Below are 19,061 nucleotides of genomic sequence, written 5' to 3'. Positions count from 1 at the left end.
TGCTCAGGCCACGTCCGGCGCACGCGCCTCGCGTCAACGCTTCGCGCTGACCGCCACTTCGGTGCCGTCGTTGAGCGTCAGCGTTTTCGTGCTGCCGTTGACCGGCATCGTAAAGCGCAGAATCTGGCTCACGGTCACATCGTTCGGACACTTGATCGTTTTGCCGCCGCTCGTGACGGTCTTCACACCGTGCGGCGTCTGCGCCTGGAAGCTCAACTGCACACTCGCCGTGCCGTCGCTGGAGACGACCGGCGCAAAGCGGATCTGCGTCTGGCGAATCATCGCGCCGTTGGTGTCCACCGGCAGCGACGCATAGTTCGGACACGCATCCGTGCCGGCCACCGGGCCGCCCGGCGGCACGGTCTTCCACGTGAAGTCGTCCGATTCGCCGGAGCGGATCGTGCGGGTTTCCTGTGAATTGCCGAACTGCTTCGACGTGACGCGAACCGTATAGCGGATCGGACCGTCGAGCGCGGACTGGGACGTCACCGTGATCGGCGTGGCCGCGTGAGCCACCGGCACGAGCATGCCGGGCGCGAGCGCGCAAGCGAGAGAAGCGACAACTGAAACGGCGGAGAGTTTGAAGCTGGAGCTCATACTGTCACCTCGTTGTTGTGCCGCTGCGCGCCCGCTTCAGCGCTACTGCCTGCGGACCGCCTGACTGGAGCCGGTGAATGCGCGGCCAGCCGGGTCGCGGGACACGCAACCGTTTTCGCATGATGCACCACCAGTCTAACGCCAAGCGGAAGGCTGCGCGTGCCGCGCGAGCTTGGGTGTTATCCCGCTTGCGGGGACGCGTTTTCTGCGTGTGTTTTCTTCCGTGTCTGTTGTGCGTGAGTGATGGCCGGCGAGACGCCTGACGCGTTGCTCGCGATCCTCGCGACGCCTGGCATGGGGCGTCGAACGATGTATGGCCGGCGCGCATCGCCGCGACGCCGGCCATCGTCCATCAACAGAATGCGCGGTTCAGAACCCAGTCAGCACCAGCTTGCCGATCGCGCGCCCTTCTTCTAGCAGCTGATGCGCGCGGCGCAGATTCGCCGCGTTGATCGCACCGAGTTGCTGGCCGACGGTCGTGCGCAGTGTGCCCGCGTCGACGAGGCGCGCCACTTCGGTCAGCAGCTTGTGCTGTTCGATCATGTCGGGCGTGCCGAACATCGAACGCGTGAACATGAACTCCCAATGAAACGCGGCGCTTTTCGCCTTCAATAGTTCGACCGGCACCGGCTTGCTGTTTTCGACGATCGTGCAGATGCTGCCTTGCGGCTTGATGATCTGCGCGGCCGCCGGGAAATTGCGGTCGGTGTCGTTGAACATCAGCACATAGTCGACCTGCCCGATGCCGAGGTGCTTCAACTGCGCGGGAATGTCGCCGAAGTGATCGACGATGTGATTGGCGCCCAGTTCCGTCGCCCATTTTGCGGATTCGGGACGCGACGCTGTCGCAATCACTTTCAGCTTCGCCAACTGCTTCGCCAATTGAATGCCGATCGAGCCGACCCCGCCCGCGCCGCCGAAAATCAGCACGGTGCAGCCTTCGTGCGCGCCTTGCGGCGACACGCCGAGGCGGTCGAACAACGCTTCCCATGCGGTGATCGCGGTCAACGGCAGCGCGGCCGCGTGAGTGAAATCGAGCGACGCCGGCTTGCGCCCGACGATGCGCTCGTCGACCAGATGGAACTCGCTATTGGCGCCCGGCCGCGTGATGCTCCCCGCGTAGAACACCGGATCGCCGACCTTGAACAGCGTCACCTCCGGCCCGACCGCGGCCACCGTGCCGGCCGCGTCCCAGCCCAGCACGCGCGGCTTTTCTTCGACGCTGTCTTTCGGCGCGCGCACCTTGGTATCGACCGGGTTGACGGAGATCGCTTCAACCTGCACCAGCAAGTCGCGGCCCGTGGCTTCGGGTTTCGGGAGATCGACATCGACGAGCGCTTCGGGTTGATCGATCGGCAGGTAACGGTAGAGTCCGACGGCTTTCATAGATGCTCCTGTTCTTTCAGATGAGGGGAAGGACCGGCGGTCCATGTGGGTAGCTTAGGCGGCCTGGCCTGGCGCCGCTTTCCAGCCCGCCGCTCCATTGACGTCATCCTAAGGCGGTTCTTATTCTTCTAAAACCGTCATAATGATTGAAACATCTTTTTGAATTTCCGAATAATGGATCGTCCTGGTTCGCGTCCTGGTCCCAACACGCAAGCCGCCCCAGCGTCGCATAACGACCGCGAGCGGCTCGATCTGCTCGACGTAGCACTGTTCGTGCGCGCCGCGCTGCTCGCCAACGTGTCGGCGGCCGGCCGCGAGTTCGGTTTGTCGGCGGCGGTTGCGAGTTCGCGGATCGCGCAGCTGGAAAGGCTGCTCGGCGCGCGCCTGCTGCATCGGACCACCCGCCGCATCAGCCTCACGCAGGACGGTGAAGTGTTCATGACACGCGCCGAGGCGCTGCTCGACGCGGCTGCCGCTGCGCGCGCGTCGGTGGGCCGCGCGCAAGCCGAGCCGCAGGGCCGCTTACGGGTGTCGATGCCGTCGTCGTTCGGGCGTCAGCACGTGTCGCCGGTGATCAGCGATTTTCTGCGCCGCTATCCCGGCGTGAGCGTGGACCTGCGGCTGACCGATCAGTTGGTCGACCTGGTCGACGCGGGGATCGACGTGGCGATTCGCGTCGGCGTGCTGAAGGATTCGTCGCTGGTGGCGCGGCGTCTCGCGGTGAACCGCCGCGTGCTGTGCGCGGCGCCCGCCTATCTCGCCGCGCGTGGCACGCCGCATCATCCGACGGACCTCGCGCAGCATGAATGCATGATCCTGTCGGACCAGCGCGACTGGGCTTTCGTGACGCCGAGCGGGCCGCTCGACGTGCGTGTGAGCGGGCGCCTCGTCACCGACAACGGCGAGGTGATCCGCGACGCGCTGCTGGCCGGTTTCGGCATCGCACTGAAATCGACGTGGGACGTGGCGCCGTATTTGCGCAGCGGCGCACTGGTCAGCGTACTCGACAGCTATGCGCTCGCGGAGCATGTGGCGATCTGGGCGGTGTATCCGAGCCGGGCATTCGTGCCGCCGAAGACGCTCGTGTTCATCGAGTTTCTGGCCGCGCATTTCGGCGATCCACCGTATTGGGATCTGGAACCGGGGTGAGGTTATTGGGTTTGACGATGGCGCAAGTCGGATCGCGCCGCGCGGGGCGCCAATGCCGGTGGCGGCCCGGGCTCAAACCGGCCGGCGACAGTCGAGACAGTGCGACTGTCGCTGCCGCCGCTCGACCCCACATCCGTCAGCGCCTGCGCTACCGCCTCTTGGCAGTCCGCTTGTCGTCCGAATTGACGTCGCTGTGAGCATCGTTCTGTGTCATCTGCTGATACTCGTCACCGCCGCGGCGGTCGGTGTCCTTCAGGCCGCGCTCAAGGTCGCGGTGCGCCTGCTTGCCGACATGGCGCGGCGCGTCCTCGTGCTGCGACTCCGGATTCTGGTCGGCTTCATGCGGCAGCGGCGCGGCGGCTTCCTGCAACGAACGTGGCTGCTTTTGCGCATGCGGATCGGCCTGCTTGTCGCCATCCGACGATTGCGGTGTGGTCTTCATGACGTACTCCTTGTCAATTGAGTGAGGTCGGCCGGCAAGCGCTCATTGCGCTTCGTCCAGACGTTTTTTCATCGCGGCCGTGATGCGCTGACGGGTCTTCGCATAGTCCGCCCACGGATCGCGCTTCAGACCGGCGAGGCGCTCGTGCAGGTTCTCGATGTTCCATTGATCGCCGCCCGTGGTGGACGCGACTTCGTCCCACGAAAGCGGCACCGACACGCCCAGGCCCGGCCGCGCGCGCGCCGAAAATGCGGCCACCGTGCTCGAGCCGCGGTTGTTGCGCAGGTAATCGATGAAGATTTTCTGCTTGCGGTTCTGCGCGCCCATCTTCGCGCTGAAGTACTTGGGCAGGGTCGTCGCCATGTGCTGCGCGACAGCCTGCGAGAAGTCCTTCACCTCGTCCCAGCCCGCCTGCTTCGCGAGCGGCACGACGACATGCAGTCCCTTGCCGCCGCTCGTCTTGCAGAACGATTCGAGGCCGAGTTCTTCGAGCAGCGAGCGCGTCAGTTGCGCGGCTTCGATCATGCGCTCCCAGCCGAGCGACGCGTCGGGATCGAGATCGAACACCATGCGATCGGGCTTTTCGATGTTCGACGCGACCGCATTCCATGTGTGAAATTCGACCGTGCCCATCTGCGCGGCGCCGACCAGCGCTTTGAGCGTTTCGACGGTGATCAGCGGCGGATGACCCGCGTCGAGACCCGGATGCTGCGTGACGTTGGGAATCGACAGTTTCTGGCTGTGCTTCTGGAAGAACAGCTCGCCGCCGATGTCCTCGGGTGCGCGCACCAGCGACACCGGCCGGTCCTGCAGATGCGGAAGCATCCAGTCCGCGACCGATTCGTAGTACTGCACGAGATCGATTTTGCGCGTGCCGGTGCTCTTGTCGATCACGCGGTCGGGATGAGACACCCGCACGCCGGCGACTTCGGTAGCGGCGGCTGATTTTGCTGTGGATTTCGCGGGTGTGGATTTCGCGGCTGTGGATTTCGCGGCTGTGGATTTCGCGGCTGTGGATTTCGCGGCTGCGGTCTTCGCGGTCGTGGTCTTCGACGTCGCGCGTTTCTTCGGCGCAGCATCGGACCCAGTGTCGGTTTGCTGTTGCACGTCGGCTCCTTGGCGGGGTGCTTCCTTGACGATCTGACGCGCCGGCTTGTCGTCGCGCAGACTGACGAACGACGCCTGACGCACGATCCCGTCGCTCGTCCATTCGGCGAAGTTGCATTCGGCGACGAGCACCGGTTCCACCCAATGCACCGGCGTGCGGCTGCGCTCGCGTGGTGCGCCGGCGAACGGCATACGCGAGGTCTCATGCGCGTCGAGCGCCTTCTTGACCGAGCGCAGCAAGGCGGCGTCGAAACCCGTTCCGACCCGGCCGGCGTAGCGCAGCTTGCCTTCGCCATCGTAGACGCCGAGCAGCAGCGCACCGAACGCCGCGCGACTGCCGCTCGGCTCCGAATAGCCGCCGATCACGAACTCCTGGCGCCGCCGGAATTTCAGCTTGATCCACGTCTGCGAGCGCCCCGACAGGTAGCCGCTATCGCGCCGCTTGCCGATGATCCCTTCGAGCGCCATGTCGCAGGCGCTTTTGAGCAGCTCGTCGACGCTGAAATCGAAGTCGTTCGAGAAGCGCAGCACGCGGTCGTCGAAGCCTTCCATCAGCGCACGCAGAATCGCGCGGCGCTGTTCGAGCGGCACGCCGCGCAAGTCATAGCCGTTCAAAAAAGGAACGTCGAACAGATAGATGACGATGTCCTGCGGGCGGTTCGAGTCGAAGGCGTTTTGCAGCGCCTGGAAACCCGGCACGCCACGTTCGTCGAGCACGACCGCTTCGCCGTCGAGCCATGCGCTATCGAGGGCAAGCTGATCGAATGCTTCGACCTGCTTGCTGAATTTCGCGGTCCAGTCGTTGCCGGCGCGCGTAAACACCTTGACGGCGCGGCCTTTGGCCGACCGGTCGATACGGGCCAGCACCCGGTAGCCATCGAACTTGATTTCGTACAGCCAGTCGCCGCCGGGCGGCGGGGCGTCGACGAGGGTCGCCAGTTGAGGCTTGAAGCTGGCGGGCAGACGGGCTTTGACAGCGCCTTCGATCGACGGCGACGCGGCCAGCTCGCGCAGCGACTGCGTGGTGCGTGTGGCGACGATATCGGGGCGCTTCGGGTCGGCCCGGCGTGACGAAGCGCTCGATGCGCCGCGCTTGCTGGCGCCTTTCGGGGCCGTGGTGGATGCGTTTGAAGCGGCGGTGGCTTTAAGGTTCGCCGAGGTTTTGCTTGCGCTCTTGCCTGCCACTTTGCTCGCGGTTTTACCTGGCCCTTTCGCGCTCGCCGCACCCGCTGCGTTCGTGCCCCCGCCTGCCGACGCGCCCTCGCCCAGCACGCTCCCCGGCTGCTCTTTCAGCACGTCGTACTCGCTCTCGTCGCGCGCCTCGTCGTCACGCTCCTTGATCAACAGCCATTGCTCCTTGTCGCCGCTGCCGCGCATGTGACTGCGCACCAGCGTCCAGCCGCCGCGCAACTTCTCGCCGTGAAGCCTGAACTTGAGCTTGCCGGCCGCGTAGGAACGCGCCGCGTCGTCGACGCTGCCGACCGGCTCCCACGTGCCGCGATCCCACACGATCACGGTGCCCGCCCCGTAATTGCCGGGCGGAATCTCTCCTTCGAACGATCCATATTCGACCGGGTGATCTTCGACATGCACCGCCAGTCGTTTCACCGACGGGTCGAGGCTCGGCCCCTTCGGCACCGCCCACGACAGCAGCGCGCCGTTCAGTTCGAGCCGGAAGTCGTAATGCAGGCGCCGCGCGTCATGCTCCTGAATCACGTACGAAAGCGCGTGGTCCGCTGCGCGCGGCGCCGCTTTCCGGGCGGCGCGCTTGCGAGCCGCGTGAACGCCGGAAGGCTCCGGCGTTTCGTCGAAGCGGCGCTTGCGATGGTAGAGATCGAGTCGCTCGTTCATGGCGGTGACATCGTCGCGAATGGATGGGCGCGGCGCTTCCGATCAGCCGTGCGCTCAGGCCGCCGCGCGCCGCTTGCGGGCCGCGGGCGTCGCAGCGCTTTTAGCCGCGGTTTTCGTCGCGGCACGGCCGCGCGCCGTACTTCCCGCACTCGTGGCGCGAGTCTTTTTGCGGGCCGGCGTCGAAGTCCCGCTTTCGGCCTCGGCGTCGCTCTCGTCGTCATCGTCAGCGGCCCGCTTGCGGTCGCCGGCCGACTGCTTGCCCTTGCCCCGGCCCAGGCTGCGCTTGAGCAGATCGGACAGGTCGAGAATGTCGGCCGATTGACGCGACTCGTGCGGCGCTTCGACCTCGGTGATCTCCTCGGTCTTGCCCGCGCGAATCTTGCGATCGACGAGCGCCATGATGTCGTCGCGGAACGTGTCGTGATACTGCGACGGGTCCCACGTATCGCTCATGTCGTCGATCAGCTTTTTCGCCATGTCGAGTTCGCGCGTGGACACGCCGGCGGCCTTCATGCCTTCGGGCGGCAGCTTGAATTCGTCGAAGTCGCGCACCTCGGCGGCCCAGCGCAGCGTGTTCAGCGCCAGCACCGGGCCGACCGGAATCAGCGCGGCCAGATGTTGCTTGTTGTGCAAGACGACGCTCGCGACGCCGACCTTGCCCGACGCCTTCATCGCTTCGCGCAGCAGCGCGTACACCTTGTCGCCCTTGCGGTCGGGCGTCAGGAAGTACGGCGTGTCGAGATAGAGAAACGAGATGTCGGGCGCGTCGACGAACGCGAGGATGTCGACCGTCTGCGTCGATTCTGGATTTGCCGCGCGGATCTCGTCGTCCGAGAGCACCACGTACTTGTCCTTCTCATACTCGAACCCGCGCACGATGTGCTCGCGCGTCACATCCTTGCCGGTGCGCTTGTTGATCTGCTTGTAGCCGATCGGATCGATCGTGCGTTTGTCGAGCAGATTGAAACCGACTTTCTCCGACTGCGTCGCCGGATACAACTGCACCGGTACATGGACGAGCCCGAAGCTGATCGCGCCTTTCCAGATCATGCGTGCCATCGTGCGCTCCCATGGGCCTGAGACCTGATGCTGAGACCTGAAACGAAGCAGCAAGCGTGCCACGGCTTTCAGGCCTGAGCCGGCGCGTGGCGCGGTGCGGGCGGCCAACGGCCAGGGCTGTAAGTCTTGCGACAGGCCGGCAAAAGCTACGGCGTGCGACACAAGCGGCTTGCTATCCCGCTTGCCCGGGCAGCGGCTCCAGTTCGACCGGCACCGCCGCGAAGCCGCGAAAACGCACCCGTCCGCCGCGCGTCGGCTCGCCATCGAGGCGATAAACCGGAAAGCGCTGCACGAAGCGACCGATCGCGATACGCGCTTCGAGCCGCGCGAGCGACAGCCCCGCGCACTGATGAATGCCGAAGCCGAACGCGAGATGCCGGTTCGGCGTGCGGCGAATATCGAAGCGGTCCGGCTCCGGAAATTGTTCCGGGTCGCGATTGGCCGCGCCGATGCACAGCGTAACCGGCGTGCCGCGCGCGATCGCGACGCCGCCGATCTCGATGTCGACGGTCGCCATGCGATTGCCGAGCTGGTTCGAGCTCTCGAAGCGCAAACACTCCTCGACCGCCGACTCGATCAGCGACGGCTCGCGCAGCAACGCGGCGCGCTGCTCGGGCCAGCCAGCGAGCGTGACGAGGCCGTTGCCGATCAGGTTGGTGGTCGTCTCGTGCCCGGCGTTCAGAATGAAAATGCAGTTTTGCAACAGCTCCGCTTCCGACAATTGCTCGCCCCCTTCCTCGCCCTGGATGAGCCGCGTCAGCACGTCGTGCTGCGGGTCGCCGGGCTGGCGGCGACGTCGCGCGACCAGACCGCGCAGATAGTCGATGAATTCGCTGACCGCGCGATTGCCGCGTTCGAGTTGCGCGTCGGTCAGCGACGGCTCGAGCGCGCCGAGTATCGCGAGCGACCAGTCGCGCAGCGGCTCGCGCTCGTCGTGCGGCACGTCGAGCAGATTGCCGATGATCTCGACTGGAATCGCCGCCGCGAATTCGCCGATCAGGTCGATGCGGCCGCGCCCGGCGGCCGCATCGAGCAGGCCGTCGACGAGGCGCACCAGACCCGGTTCCATCGCCGAAATGGCTCGCGCCGTGAGCGCACCGGCGATCAGTTTGCGCACCCTCGTGTGGCGCGGCGGATCGTTGAATACCAGACTGGTCGTGTGATGCGCGTAGAGCGGCGAGTCGCCGTATTTCGGCTTGAATTCGACGGTCTTGTCAGAGCTGAAGGCTTTCGGGTCGCGATAGACTGCCTGCACGTCGCGATAGCGGGTCAAAAACAGTGAGCCGTCGGGCATGCGCTTGACGGGCTCGTGAGCGCGCAGCGCATGGTAGACAGGATACGGATCGGCGTAGAACGCGGGGCTCAGGTGCCGCAGATCGAAGTCACGTGCAAGCAGGGATGCGTCGCTGGCGGTCGCCGGGGTCATGCGTGTCTCCATTCGGGTGCGCGTTCGGTGCGCGCTTGTATGTGCTTGTATGCGCCTCGTGCGCGGCGTTGCTGCTTGTGCGATGCGCTTCCTGTCAGACACGCCGTGCGTTGCGCGTGAGGCGATCAGAAAGCGCAGCGGCTACGAGGCGCGGTTGGAAGCGCCAGTATGAACCGGGCCTTGCAGGATTGCACGGTACGCTCGCGCGCAACAGCTCGCAGCGCGGCCGTGCGCGGCGGCGCGTCGCGCAGAACCGATACAATAGCGGCATTTTCCGCGCGCGCCGCGCGCTTCATCTTTCCAGCGTTACTGCGTCGTCCATGAACCTCGTCATTCAAAGTCCCGCGCCCCTTAGCGCCGACCACCACAAAACGCTCGTCGCGCTCTCACGCGGTTCGCACGCCACCATGATCGACACGCATGCGCTGCGTATCGCCGACGCGAACCTCGCACAGCGCGCCGACCTCGAGGTCTATTGCGGCACTCACCAACTGGACTACGCGTTCATCGAGCCCGGGCGGCAGCTGCGTGACTTCGGCCTCGTCGCGATGGACATGGATTCGACGCTGATCACGATCGAATGCATCGACGAGATAGCCGACTTCTGCGGGCTGAAAGCGGAAGTGGCCGCGATCACCGAAGCGGCGATGCGCGGCGAGATCAAGGACTTCAACGAAAGCCTGACGCGCCGCGTGGCGCTGCTCAAGGGTCTTGACGCAAGCGCGCTCGAACGCGTTTACGACGAGCGGCTGCAACTATCACCGGGCGCGGAACGGATGCTGGCCGGCGCGAAAGACGCAGGATTGAAGACGCTGCTGGTGTCGGGCGGATTCGCGTTCTTTACCGAAAAGCTGAAGGCACGCCTGGGTCTTGATTTCACGCGCGCGAACACGCTTGAAATCGTGGATGGCAAGCTGACCGGCAACGTGATCGGCGAGATCGTCAACGCGGACGTAAAAGCGCGCACGCTGCGCGAAACATGCGCCACGCTCGGTATTGAACCGACTCGCGCGATTGCAATGGGCGACGGCTCGAACGACCTGAAGATGATGGCCGCGGCGGGACTCTCCGTTGCATTCCGCGCGAAGCCGGTGGTGCGCCAAGCGGCCAGCGTGGCGTTCAACCACGTTGGACTGGACGGCTTGCTGCGGTTGTTCTGATGCCGGCGCGAAGCCCGAATGATGCGTGAGGTGGCGCCCGGGTAATGTCTGTTGATGCTTGGGACCGCTTAAGCGGCGGCCCGACGCCGGCGACGCGTTATCTATTTAGACCGTCTATCAGGATGACTACAAACAGGAAAATTGCATAGACACTTACGACAATGCCGGACCACTTCAAAACACGCGGGTAGATTTCGTCGGATGCCAGATAGAGGGATAACTTTTTCATCAACGCCTCCTTTGAAAAGACCAGTATAAATGCGGCACTATCCAATAAATCAGGAAAAGTGCACGTGTAGGATTGCAAACAGAGTGGCGGCAACGAGCGTAAGCAAAACAGACAAGCTTACTTCGATACGCGAGAACGCATAGACGATGACTGGCGGGCTCCCCTCGCGAGCGCCTTTGTCCATCCGATCGCGATAAGCGTTCACCGATCCCAACATCACGAGGACGGAACAGACGAACCCCATGATGCATAGTCCAACCATGCAAAGGGCGAGGATCGGCACCTCGCGACCGCCCCGCTCCAACGCCGCCAGCACTTCATAAGCGGCGCAAGCGCACAGCCCGCTGGCACACCAGAACAGCTGACCGTCTTTCACCGACGCGGCGATCAACGCCTTCGCGACGCGCCAGCCGTGCGCAGGTGCGACGAGCGCAAGCGTGAAGATCGGGCCGATAATCGGCACGCCGAGATTCAGCAACATCCAGAAGAAAAGATTCATCGAAGCTCACCTTCGTGCGGCAGCCCTGAGGCGGAATGCGCACCATCGTAGCGTCGAGATCCGGCTTCGGCCATTAGCCGAATGGTTAGGCTTACTGGCTATCTGGACAAAAAAAAGCCCACCGGGAACATATCCCGATGGGCCGGCTCAGCGTCGTAACGGATGGGGCTCAGACGTTCAGGCGAGCGCGGCGAGGCTGTGCTCGATATCCGCGCGCAGATCCGCCTCTTCTTCGAGGCCGATATAGAACCGCACCAGCGTGCCGCGATGCGGCCACTGCCCCGCGGTGCGCATCGACGCCACGTCGTACGGCATCACGAGGCTGTGCGCGCCGCCCCAGCTCCAGCCGATCGAAAAGAGTTCGAGCGACTCGCAGAACGTGTCGATTTGCGCCGCGCTGTAGCGGCCGTCGAACACGACCGAAAACAGCCCGCCCGCCCCCGTAAAGTCGCGCTTGAAAAACTCGTGGCCCGGACAGTCGGCGATTGCCGGGTGCAACACCGCGGCGATTTCCGCACGGCTCTTCAGCCACGTGGCCAATCCGAGCGCCGCGCGGTCGTGCTGGGCGAAACGCAGCTGCATGGAAGGCAGACTGCGCAGAATCAGCGAGCAGTCGTCCGAAGAAACGCCGATCCCCATACGCATGCGCGCCGCTTTCAGCTTCAGATGCAGTTCGCGGTCGACCGTGATGGTCGCGCCCATCAGCACGTCGCCGCCGCCCGACTGATACTTGGTCAGCGCCTGCACCGAGATGTCGACGCCGTGGTCGAACGGCCGGAACGCGAGCCCCGCGGACCACGTGTTGTCGATCGCCGTGACGACCTTGTGCGCGCGCGCCGCCGCCGTGATGGCGGGCACGTCGGCCACTTCCATCGTCACCGAGCCGGGCGCTTCGATCCAGATGAGGCGCGTGTTCGGCTGGATCAGATCGGCGATGCCCGCGCCGATCATCGGATCGTAATAGCGCACCGTGACGCCGAAATCGCGCGCCAGCCAGTCGCCATGATCGCGGTTCGGCGAGTACACGTTATCGGGAATCAGCACGTCGTCGCCTGCCTTGACCAGGCCGAAGTACACGTTCGAAATCGACGACAGTCCCGACGGCTGCAACAACGCGTGATTACCGCCCTCGATGGCGGCAAGGCGCTGCGCCAGCGCGAGCGAGGTCGGCGTGGCGTGCAGGCCGTAACGCCATTGCGCGTCGTTTTTCCAGTCGAGCGCGCGCATGGTCGCAAGATCGGGGAACACGACCGTCGACGCGCGCGTGACCGGCGTCGAGAACGACTCGAAGCCCGGCGTGATCTGGTCGTCTGCGCGCACGGTGCGGGTTTGCAGAGCGCGTTTGAGTTTGGATTGGGTCATGATGATGTTCTGTGAAAGCAGACAGGAACTGACAGAAGCGAAACGAAAGCGGCGGCCACGCGGTTTCGGCACGCGCATCGCTTACGCAAGAGTAGACGAGTCAAGCTGGATCGCACCGGCCGGACGGCGCGCGAGCCGGCCAGCTCGCGTGGCAGCGGCTTCACTCGCCGGTTTGCAGGTTGCTGACGCCGCCCACCGGATGCGCGCCGGCCGGAGCCGGCACAGCGGCGCGGCCGCTTGCCGAGTTTTGCGGCGTCGCTCCGGCTGCTGGTGACGCCGGGGTGGCCGGGGTGGCCTGTGCGACCGCCGGCGCACCGGGCGCCGGCACCGCCTGTCCCGCCGCGAGCGGCTTCAGGTCGAACGGCTGCGGATCGGAATCGTCGACGTTCATCCGGTCGCCCGCAACCGAGCCGTCCGCCGCTAACTTGCCGACCCAGTTGCCGGTGATGTGGGTGCCGTCGTTCGACTCCTCGACTTCGAGCGTATCGCCATCCCGGTCGCCTGCAATCAGGATCACTTCGCCGTTGTCGGTGAACTGATACTCGCCGTGCACGCCGGACGGATCGTCGGTTTTCGCGCCGAGACGCAGCACGATCTGACGCTTGCCCAGCATGCCCGCGTAGCGCGGGAATTTCGCGAACTCGGGGCTCGGCTTGAGCGGCAACTGGATCGGCGGGGGCGCCGCCAGTTCCTTGACCGCGTCGCTTTCGGCCCAGGCCGGCGCCGGCATCAATGCCGCCGTGCCGGCACACAGCAACGCGGCCGCGCCGATGATTGCCCAACCGCGCCGCGCCGCCGGGTGCTTCAGCGTATCTTTCACCGCGTCCTTCATCGCTTTCGATTCCCGCATCCGTTCCTTCCTTATTGCCTGATACATGCTTACTGGCGGCTCACCCTGAGTTCGTCCCGGGTTCACCCCGAGCGTCAGACCCGCTCGAAGATCGCCGCAATGCCCTGCCCGCCGCCGATGCACATCGTGACCAGCGCGTAGCGCCCGCCGATCCGCTGCAATTCGTACAGCGCCTTGACGGTAATCAACGCGCCGGTCGCGCCGATCGGGTGGCCGAGCGAAATGCCCGAGCCGTTCGGATTCACCTTCGCCGGATCGAAGCCCAGCTCCTTGCTAACGGCGCACGCCTGCGCGGCGAACGCCTCGTTCGCCTCGATCACGTCGAGGTCGGCCACCGTCAGGCCGGCCCGCTCGAGCGCCTTGCGGGTCGCGGGCACGGGACCGATGCCCATGTACGCCGGATCGACGCCGGCATGCGCGTACGACACCAGCCGCGCCAGCGGCTTCACGCCGCGCTTTTCGGCAACGCTGCGCTCCATCAGCACGAGCGCGGCGGCGGCGTCGTTGATGCCCGACGCATTGCCAGCCGTCACCGTGCCGTTTTCCTTCGCGAACACCGGCTTGAGCTTCGAGAAGTCTTCCGCCGATGCGTTCATGCGCGCGTGCTCGTCGGTGTCGAACACGACCTCGCCTTTCTTCGACGCGATCTTGATCGGCAGGATCTGTTCCTTGAAGTAGCCGCTCGTGATCGCGTGAGCCGCGCGACGATGCGATTCGAGCGCAAGCGCGTCCTGCGCTTCGCGCGAGATGTCGTATTTGCGCGCGACGTTTTCGGCGGTCACGCCCATGTGGATCGACTGGAACGGGTCGTTCAGCGCGCCCACCATCATGTCGACGAGGCGCGCGTCGCCCATGCGCTGACCGAAGCGCGCGGCGGGCATCGAGTAAGGTGCGCGGCTCATGTTTTCCGCGCCGCCGCCGATCGCGATGTCGGCGTCGCCGAGCAGGATGCTTTGCGCAGCCGACACGATCGCCTGCAGGCCCGAGCCGCACAACCGGTTCACGGTCAACGCGGGCGTGTGCTGCGCGACGCCGCCGTCGATCGCGGCCACGCGCGCCAGATACATGTCTTTCGGCTCGGTATGCACCACGTTGCCGAACACGACGTGACCGACTTCGTCGCCCGACACGCTGGCGCGGGCCAGCGCTTCGCGCACCACGCGCGCGCCGAGATCGGTCGGCGCAAAGTCCTTCAGACTGCCGCCGAATCCGCCGATTGCCGTCCGCACACCGCTTACCACCACTACGTCCCGTTGCATCGCTCGCTCCTCTTCCAGTCTCTGAAAATCGCCAGGATGATCTTACCTCGGCGGGCCGCGCGTCGTGGGGCGTGGCGTTCAGCCCGCGAGCAGCTGTTCGACGGTCGCGCGCGAGGGAATCGGCGCCACCGCGCCGTAGCCTTGAGTAGACAGCGCCGCGGCGACGTTCGCGTAACGCGCCGCCGCAAAGGGATCGTCGCCCGCGACAATACGCGCGATGAATGCGCCGCCGAAGCAGTCGCCCGCGCCGGTCGCATCGACCGCATTGACGGCGTGGCCCGGCAAGACGCGCCGCTCGTCGGGCGTCGCGATGTACGAGCCCTCCTTGCCGAGCTTCAGCGCCACCACGCGCGGACCGTGTGACAGCAGGAAATCGACGATCTCGTCACGGCCGGTCAGGCCGGTGAGTTCGGTGACGTCGTCCCAGCTCGGCAGGCAGATGTCGGTCTGGCGGATCGCTTCGAGCATCACCGCGCGGGCCCGCGCGAGCGGCCACAGCTTCAGGCGCAGGTTGGTGTCGAAGCTGACGCGCACGCCGTTGCAGCGCGCATGCGCGATCGCTTCGAGCGCGGCGTCGCAGGCGCTCAGGCTGATCGCGAGGCTGATCCCGGACAGATGGACGACCTTGGCCGCGGCGATCGCGTCGAGCGGCAGATCGTGCGACGCATAGCGGCTCGCCGCCGAGCCGGCGCGCAGATAGTCGAACGCGTGGCCGTTGGGACCATGCGAAACGAAATAGACGCCGGTGGACGCATGCGGATTGACGCGCACGAGCGACGTATCCACCAGCTCGCGTTCCCACAGATCGATCAGCAGGCGGCCGAAATGATCCGCGCCGACCGCCGACACGAAGCCGGTCCGCGCGCCCTGCCGTGCCGCCGCGATGCAGAAGTTCGACGTGTCGCCGCCGAAGCCTTGCAGGTAGTTCGGCTGATCTTTCGCGGACTGATTGAATTCGATCATCGCCTCGCCGAGCGCGAGGATCGCCGCGGGGGCGCCTTGTGCGGAGCGGCCTTCAGGCGTGACTGCCACGTTGATGGTCATCGCTCAGACCTCGCCCCACAGGTCGTGGCCGTCGGCGCCGGTGATCTTCACCGACACGAAATCGCCGACCTTATAGCGCCTGGACGCCTTGGTGGCCGGCGCGACATACACGACGCCGTCGATCTCCGGCGCATCCGCCGCCGTGCGGCCAATGCCGCCGTCGGCATTGATCTCGTCGACCAGCACCTTCAGCGTCTTGCCGACCTTCTTCGCGATCCGCTTGGCCGACACTTCCTCGGCCACTTCCATGAAGCGGGCGCGACGCTCTTCGCGCACTTCATCGGGCAGCGCGCCGTCGAGTTCGTTGGCGCTCGCGCCTTCGACCGGCGAGTATGCGAAGCAGCCAACCCGATCCAGCTCCGCCTCGCGGATGAAATCGAGCAGCGTCTGGAACTGCTCTTCGGTCTCGCCCGGGAAGCCGGCTATGAACGTGCTGCGGATCGTCAGGTCCGGGCACATCTCGCGCCATGCCTTCACGCGCTCCATCACCTTCTCCGCGTTGGCCGGCCGCTTCATGCGCTTGAGCACTTCGGGATGCGCGTGCTGGAACGGCACGTCGAGGTACGGCAACACGTGGCCCTTATACGGGCCTTCGGCCATCATCGGAATCACTTCGTCGACGCTCGGATACGGATACACATAGTGCAAACGCACCCACGCGCCGTATTGCGCGGCGAGTTCGCCGAGCGCGCCGACCAGATCGGTCATGCGCGTCTTGATCGGCTTGCCGTTCCAGAAGCCCGTGCGATATTTGACGTCGACGCCGTAAGCGCTGGTGTCCTGCGAGATCACCAGCAATTCCTTCACGCCGGACTTGAACAGATTTTCCGCTTCGAGCATCACTTCAGCGACCGGACGCGACACGAGGTCGCCGCGCATCGACGGGATGATGCAGAACGTGCAGCGGTGGTTGCAGCCTTCCGAAATCTTCAGGTACGCGTAGTGGCGCGGTGTGAGCTTGACGCCCGCGGCGGGCACCAGATCGACAAACGGATCGTGTGGCTTCGGCAGGTGTGAATGCACGTGCTGCATCACTTCGCCCAACGCGTGCGGGCCGGTCACGGCAAGCACCTTCGGATGCACCTCTTCGATCAGCCCCGAGCCGCTCGCGCTCTTCTTCGCGCCGAGGCAGCCGGTGACGATCACTTTGCCGTTCTCGTTGAGCGCTTCACCGATCGCGTCGAGGCTCTCCTGCACGGCTTCGTCGATGAAGCCGCAGGTGTTGACGACCACGAGGTCCGCGCCGTCGTACGTGCCGGAGATTTCGTAACCTTCGGCGCGCAACTGGGTGATGATCTGTTCGGAATCGACCAGGGCTTTCGGGCAGCCGAGCGAAACGAAGCCGACCTTCGGCGCGGCAATCGGGGCAATCGTGGGGGTGACAGACATGAGTGACCGCTTGAAGACGTTAAACTTTGAATTGTAGCGGTTCGACACGTCCACCGCTCGTAAGTCTTTGAATTTTAGCCTTCAACCGGCTACGGCCTCGGTCGGATCGAACTGTTCGACGGCGCCGGATCGCTGGCTTCGGATGGACTCGCCGGACGCCAGCGCGGCCTCGATCACCCGCAAAATTTCGTGCGAATCCTGCACCCGGCGGATCGCCGCATGCAGTTCGCCCGCCTGCGGCCAGGTCCGCTGCAGATAGCTGAGCCACTTCTTGACACGTCCGTGCTCGTGGCTGGATGAGGCGCGCGCCTGCAATTTCCTCAGGTAGCCGGCGATCTGACGCAGCACGCGCTGCCATTCGCCGGCAGATGGGGTCGGGTCCATCAGTCCGCGGATTCGCAACGCGAGGAACGGATCCGACACGGCGCCGCGCCCGATCATCACGTCCGCGCAGCCGCTGACGGCCCGGCACCGCTTCCAATCCGCCACGCTCCAGACTTCGCCGTTTGCGATGACCGGCACGTCCACGGCGTCGTCGATACGCGCGATCCACTCCCAGTGCGCGGGCGGCCGGTAGCCATGATCGCGCGTGCGCGCATGCACGACGAGCGAGGCCGCGCCGCCTTCCGCGAGCGCCACCGCACAATCAATCGCCAGCGACGTGTCGGACACGCCAAGGCGCATTTTCGCCGTCACGGCGATGCCCGACGGCACCGCGGCGCGAACCTCGGAAACGATCCGGTGCAGTTGTTCAGGGTCGGCCAGCAGCATGGCCCCGCCGCCGTGCTGATTGACGACCTTGGCGGGACAGCCGAAGTTCAGGTCGACCCCATACGTCGACAACGCAGCCACATACCTTGCATTGCGCGCCATCCACTGGGGATCGCTGCCGAGCAGTTGGATCACCATGGGCGTACCGCTGGGAGTGCGGCTTGCGTCGAGAACTTCGGGCGCTTCCCGCTCGTAGACACGCGCGGGCAGCAGCGAACCCGTCACGCGGACGAATTCGGACACACACCCGTCGAATCCGCCCGTGCTGGTCAGCACGTCGCGCAACACGTAGTCCGCAAGCCCTTCCATCGGGGCGAGAAACAGCCGGCTCATGCGCAAATCCGGTTCTGCGATCGGCCGCTCAAGGGAGGAAGACCCATCCGGCCTTCGAAGTTGAAGAGGTCGGCGTGGTAACGGAGATGATCTGCAGCATAGGGTGGGTCCGGCGTGGAGCGGTGACGATGGCGACAATGGAGAGAGCGCTGCGGCAGGAACTACAGACTTTCATGCGCCACGAAAAGCCGGCCGTAGCGCAAACCGTTCCGCGCGCGAAAGCCGCGATTGTACCGCGCCGGCGACGGTGAACTTCGGTGAGGTGAGCTGAGGCGTGCGCACGTTCCCTCGCGCAGCGGGCCATGTCAACAGCGAAGCTGCCGCGCGCCTGCGGGTCCGCGCCGCTCGCCCGCAACCGCGCCGCTGTCATGCGCAATCGGAGCCGGTCTGCGTGGCCGGGGCAACGACAGCAACGACGGCGCCCGCGCCGCCGCTCGCACCATTATTGCCGTTCCGCAGTTACTTCTTCTCCGGCTCCGGATTCGTTTGCGGCACGGCTGGCGCGTTGCCTGCATTGACCGGCCCGCCGGGCGTGAACGGGAACGTGGCGAACATCGACTTCGCCTGGTTCTGCATCTGCTCCTGCATCTGCACGAACATGTTCTTCGACTGCTCGATATAGCTCGTCATCATGCCCTGCATCATCGGGGCCTGCATGTTCATGAATTGCGACCAGACTTCCGGATTCATCGCCTTGCCTTCATACAGATTCTTCGACTGGTCGGCGAGCTTCGCCTGAATGTCGATGAAAGCCTGGATGTTCTTTTCCAGATAGGTGCCCATCATGCCCTGCATCGCATGGCCATAGAAACGGATGATCTGCGACAGCATCGACGACGAGAACATCGGCAAGCCGCCGCTCTCCTCTTCGAGAATGATCTGCAACAGGATGGCGCGCGTCAGGTCCTCGTTGCTCTTCGCATCGATGACCTTGAAATCCTCCTGATCCAGTACGAGCTGTTTGACATCCGTCAGCGTGATGTACGTGCTTGTCTCAGTATCGTAGAGCCGACGGTTCGGATATTTCTTGATCAGTCGTTCGGCTGTTTTCTTTGTAGTCGTGGTCATGTAACGCCTTTGAGCGCGAGTTAAGCGCGAAAACGGCGCCGTGGGGGGGGGGGGGGGGGGGGGGGGGGGGGGGCGCCCGC

The 19,061-nt window shown here is 65.0% G+C and carries 16 protein-coding genes; 2 read left to right on the top strand and 14 right to left on the bottom strand.

The annotated features are described in order from the left end of the window. Nucleotides 1-33: 33 nt before the first annotated feature. Entirely contained in the window at nucleotides 34-597 is a 564-nt protein-coding gene (locus P0D89_RS24965; protein ID WP_408362332.1) for a DUF6013 family protein, read from the bottom strand. 369 nt (nucleotides 598-966) lie between these two features. Beyond that, complete coding sequence (locus P0D89_RS24960) at nucleotides 967-1,983, bottom strand: zinc-binding alcohol dehydrogenase family protein (protein WP_408362333.1); 1,017 nt, start codon at nucleotides 1,981-1,983, stop codon at nucleotides 967-969. A gap of 174 nt (nucleotides 1,984-2,157) precedes the next feature. On the opposite strand from P0D89_RS24960, the gene P0D89_RS24955 reads away from it, so the two are divergent. After that, a complete protein-coding gene (locus P0D89_RS24955; RefSeq protein ID WP_408362334.1) occupies nucleotides 2,158-3,132 on the top strand; it encodes a LysR family transcriptional regulator in 975 nt (324 codons plus the stop codon). Between the two features lie 148 nt (nucleotides 3,133-3,280). On the opposite strand, the gene P0D89_RS24950 is transcribed toward P0D89_RS24955, so the two are convergent. From P0D89_RS24950 to P0D89_RS24935, 4 genes are all read right to left on the bottom strand, one after another. After that, nucleotides 3,281-3,574 carry a hypothetical protein gene (locus tag P0D89_RS24950; protein ID WP_408362335.1) on the bottom strand — a complete coding sequence of 98 codons (294 nt, stop codon included), beginning with the start codon at nucleotides 3,572-3,574 and terminating at the stop codon, nucleotides 3,281-3,283. Between the two features lie 42 nt (nucleotides 3,575-3,616). Then, nucleotides 3,617-6,532 carry a DNA ligase D gene (ligD, locus tag P0D89_RS24945; RefSeq protein WP_408377399.1) on the bottom strand — a complete coding sequence of 972 codons (2,916 nt, stop codon included), beginning with the start codon at nucleotides 6,530-6,532 and terminating at the stop codon, nucleotides 3,617-3,619. Between the two features lie 54 nt (nucleotides 6,533-6,586). Continuing rightward, nucleotides 6,587-7,591: a non-homologous end joining protein Ku gene (ku, locus tag P0D89_RS24940; RefSeq protein ID WP_408377397.1), complete on the bottom strand. Its 1,005-nt coding sequence runs from the start codon at nucleotides 7,589-7,591 to the stop codon at nucleotides 6,587-6,589. A 172-nt stretch (nucleotides 7,592-7,763) separates the two neighbouring features. After that, nucleotides 7,764-9,017 carry a cytochrome P450 gene (locus P0D89_RS24935; protein ID WP_408362338.1) on the bottom strand — a complete coding sequence of 418 codons (1,254 nt, stop codon included), beginning with the start codon at nucleotides 9,015-9,017 and terminating at the stop codon, nucleotides 7,764-7,766. A 320-nt stretch (nucleotides 9,018-9,337) separates the two neighbouring features. Here P0D89_RS24935 and serB point away from each other — a divergent pair, with 320 nt between their 5' ends. Next, nucleotides 9,338-10,177 carry a phosphoserine phosphatase SerB gene (gene serB / locus P0D89_RS24930; protein WP_408362339.1) on the top strand — a complete coding sequence of 280 codons (840 nt, stop codon included), beginning with the start codon at nucleotides 9,338-9,340 and terminating at the stop codon, nucleotides 10,175-10,177. Nucleotides 10,178-10,455: 278 nt separating this feature from the next. Here serB and P0D89_RS24925 read toward each other — a convergent pair whose 3' ends face one another. The 8 genes from P0D89_RS24925 to phaR form a co-directional block, all read right to left on the bottom strand. Further along, the gene (locus tag P0D89_RS24925) at nucleotides 10,456-10,905 is read right to left on the bottom strand and encodes a hypothetical protein (protein WP_408362340.1); all 450 of its coding nucleotides are present in this window, start codon (nucleotides 10,903-10,905) and stop codon (nucleotides 10,456-10,458) included. Between the two features lie 177 nt (nucleotides 10,906-11,082). Then, complete coding sequence (locus P0D89_RS24920; RefSeq protein WP_408362341.1) at nucleotides 11,083-12,267, bottom strand: cystathionine beta-lyase; 1,185 nt, start codon at nucleotides 12,265-12,267, stop codon at nucleotides 11,083-11,085. A gap of 160 nt (nucleotides 12,268-12,427) precedes the next feature. Next, complete coding sequence (locus P0D89_RS24915; protein ID WP_408362342.1) at nucleotides 12,428-13,117, bottom strand: hypothetical protein; 690 nt, start codon at nucleotides 13,115-13,117, stop codon at nucleotides 12,428-12,430. 74 nt (nucleotides 13,118-13,191) lie between these two features. Then, nucleotides 13,192-14,376, bottom strand: coding sequence for a beta-ketothiolase BktB (bktB, locus tag P0D89_RS24910; protein WP_408362343.1), 1,185 nt, complete (start codon nucleotides 14,374-14,376; stop codon nucleotides 13,192-13,194). Between the two features lie 78 nt (nucleotides 14,377-14,454). Further along, the gene (locus P0D89_RS24905) at nucleotides 14,455-15,420 is read right to left on the bottom strand and encodes a sugar kinase (protein WP_408362344.1); all 966 of its coding nucleotides are present in this window, start codon (nucleotides 15,418-15,420) and stop codon (nucleotides 14,455-14,457) included. Between the two features lie 3 nt (nucleotides 15,421-15,423). Then, nucleotides 15,424-16,809 carry a 30S ribosomal protein S12 methylthiotransferase RimO gene (gene rimO / locus P0D89_RS24900; protein WP_408362345.1) on the bottom strand — a complete coding sequence of 462 codons (1,386 nt, stop codon included), beginning with the start codon at nucleotides 16,807-16,809 and terminating at the stop codon, nucleotides 15,424-15,426. An 81-nt stretch (nucleotides 16,810-16,890) separates the two neighbouring features. After that, complete coding sequence (locus P0D89_RS24895) at nucleotides 16,891-17,913, bottom strand: tRNA dihydrouridine synthase (protein ID WP_408362346.1); 1,023 nt, start codon at nucleotides 17,911-17,913, stop codon at nucleotides 16,891-16,893. A 459-nt stretch (nucleotides 17,914-18,372) separates the two neighbouring features. Next, complete coding sequence (gene phaR / locus P0D89_RS24890) at nucleotides 18,373-18,981, bottom strand: polyhydroxyalkanoate synthesis repressor PhaR (protein WP_149673136.1); 609 nt, start codon at nucleotides 18,979-18,981, stop codon at nucleotides 18,373-18,375. Nucleotides 18,982-19,061: the final 80 nt, after the last annotated feature.

The sequence above is a fragment of the Paraburkholderia sp. RL18-085-BIA-A genome (genome assembly GCF_046027075.1).
GTDB lineage: Bacteria > Pseudomonadota > Gammaproteobacteria > Burkholderiales > Burkholderiaceae > Paraburkholderia.
This window is presented reverse-complemented; position numbering and strand designations above follow the sequence as displayed.

Excerpts from the sequence above, each read along its gene's own strand:
- ku (WP_408377397.1), bottom strand. The coding sequence starts at position 7,591 with ATGGCACGCATGATCTGGAAAGGCGCGATCAGCTTCGGGCTCGTCCAT.
- P0D89_RS24915 (WP_408362342.1), bottom strand. The coding sequence starts at position 13,117 with ATGCGGGAATCGAAAGCGATGAAGGACGCGGTGAAAGATACGCTGAAG.
- P0D89_RS24965 (WP_408362332.1), bottom strand. The coding sequence starts at position 597 with ATGAGCTCCAGCTTCAAACTCTCCGCCGTTTCAGTTGTCGCTTCTCTC.
- P0D89_RS24925 (WP_408362340.1), bottom strand. The coding sequence starts at position 10,905 with ATGAATCTTTTCTTCTGGATGTTGCTGAATCTCGGCGTGCCGATTATC.
- P0D89_RS24950 (WP_408362335.1), bottom strand. The coding sequence starts at position 3,574 with ATGAAGACCACACCGCAATCGTCGGATGGCGACAAGCAGGCCGATCCG.
- rimO (WP_408362345.1), bottom strand. The coding sequence starts at position 16,809 with ATGTCTGTCACCCCCACGATTGCCCCGATTGCCGCGCCGAAGGTCGGC.
- bktB (WP_408362343.1), bottom strand. The coding sequence starts at position 14,376 with ATGCAACGGGACGTAGTGGTGGTAAGCGGTGTGCGGACGGCAATCGGC.
- phaR (WP_149673136.1), bottom strand. The coding sequence starts at position 18,981 with ATGACCACGACTACAAAGAAAACAGCCGAACGACTGATCAAGAAATAT.
- P0D89_RS24905 (WP_408362344.1), bottom strand. The coding sequence starts at position 15,420 with ATGACCATCAACGTGGCAGTCACGCCTGAAGGCCGCTCCGCACAAGGC.
- P0D89_RS24955 (WP_408362334.1), top strand. The coding sequence starts at position 2,158 with ATGGATCGTCCTGGTTCGCGTCCTGGTCCCAACACGCAAGCCGCCCCA.
- P0D89_RS24920 (WP_408362341.1), bottom strand. The coding sequence starts at position 12,267 with ATGACCCAATCCAAACTCAAACGCGCTCTGCAAACCCGCACCGTGCGC.
- ligD (WP_408377399.1), bottom strand. The coding sequence starts at position 6,532 with ATGAACGAGCGACTCGATCTCTACCATCGCAAGCGCCGCTTCGACGAA.
- P0D89_RS24935 (WP_408362338.1), bottom strand. The coding sequence starts at position 9,017 with ATGACCCCGGCGACCGCCAGCGACGCATCCCTGCTTGCACGTGACTTC.
- P0D89_RS24895 (WP_408362346.1), bottom strand. The coding sequence starts at position 17,913 with ATGAGCCGGCTGTTTCTCGCCCCGATGGAAGGGCTTGCGGACTACGTG.
- serB (WP_408362339.1), top strand. The coding sequence starts at position 9,338 with ATGAACCTCGTCATTCAAAGTCCCGCGCCCCTTAGCGCCGACCACCAC.
- P0D89_RS24960 (WP_408362333.1), bottom strand. The coding sequence starts at position 1,983 with ATGAAAGCCGTCGGACTCTACCGTTACCTGCCGATCGATCAACCCGAA.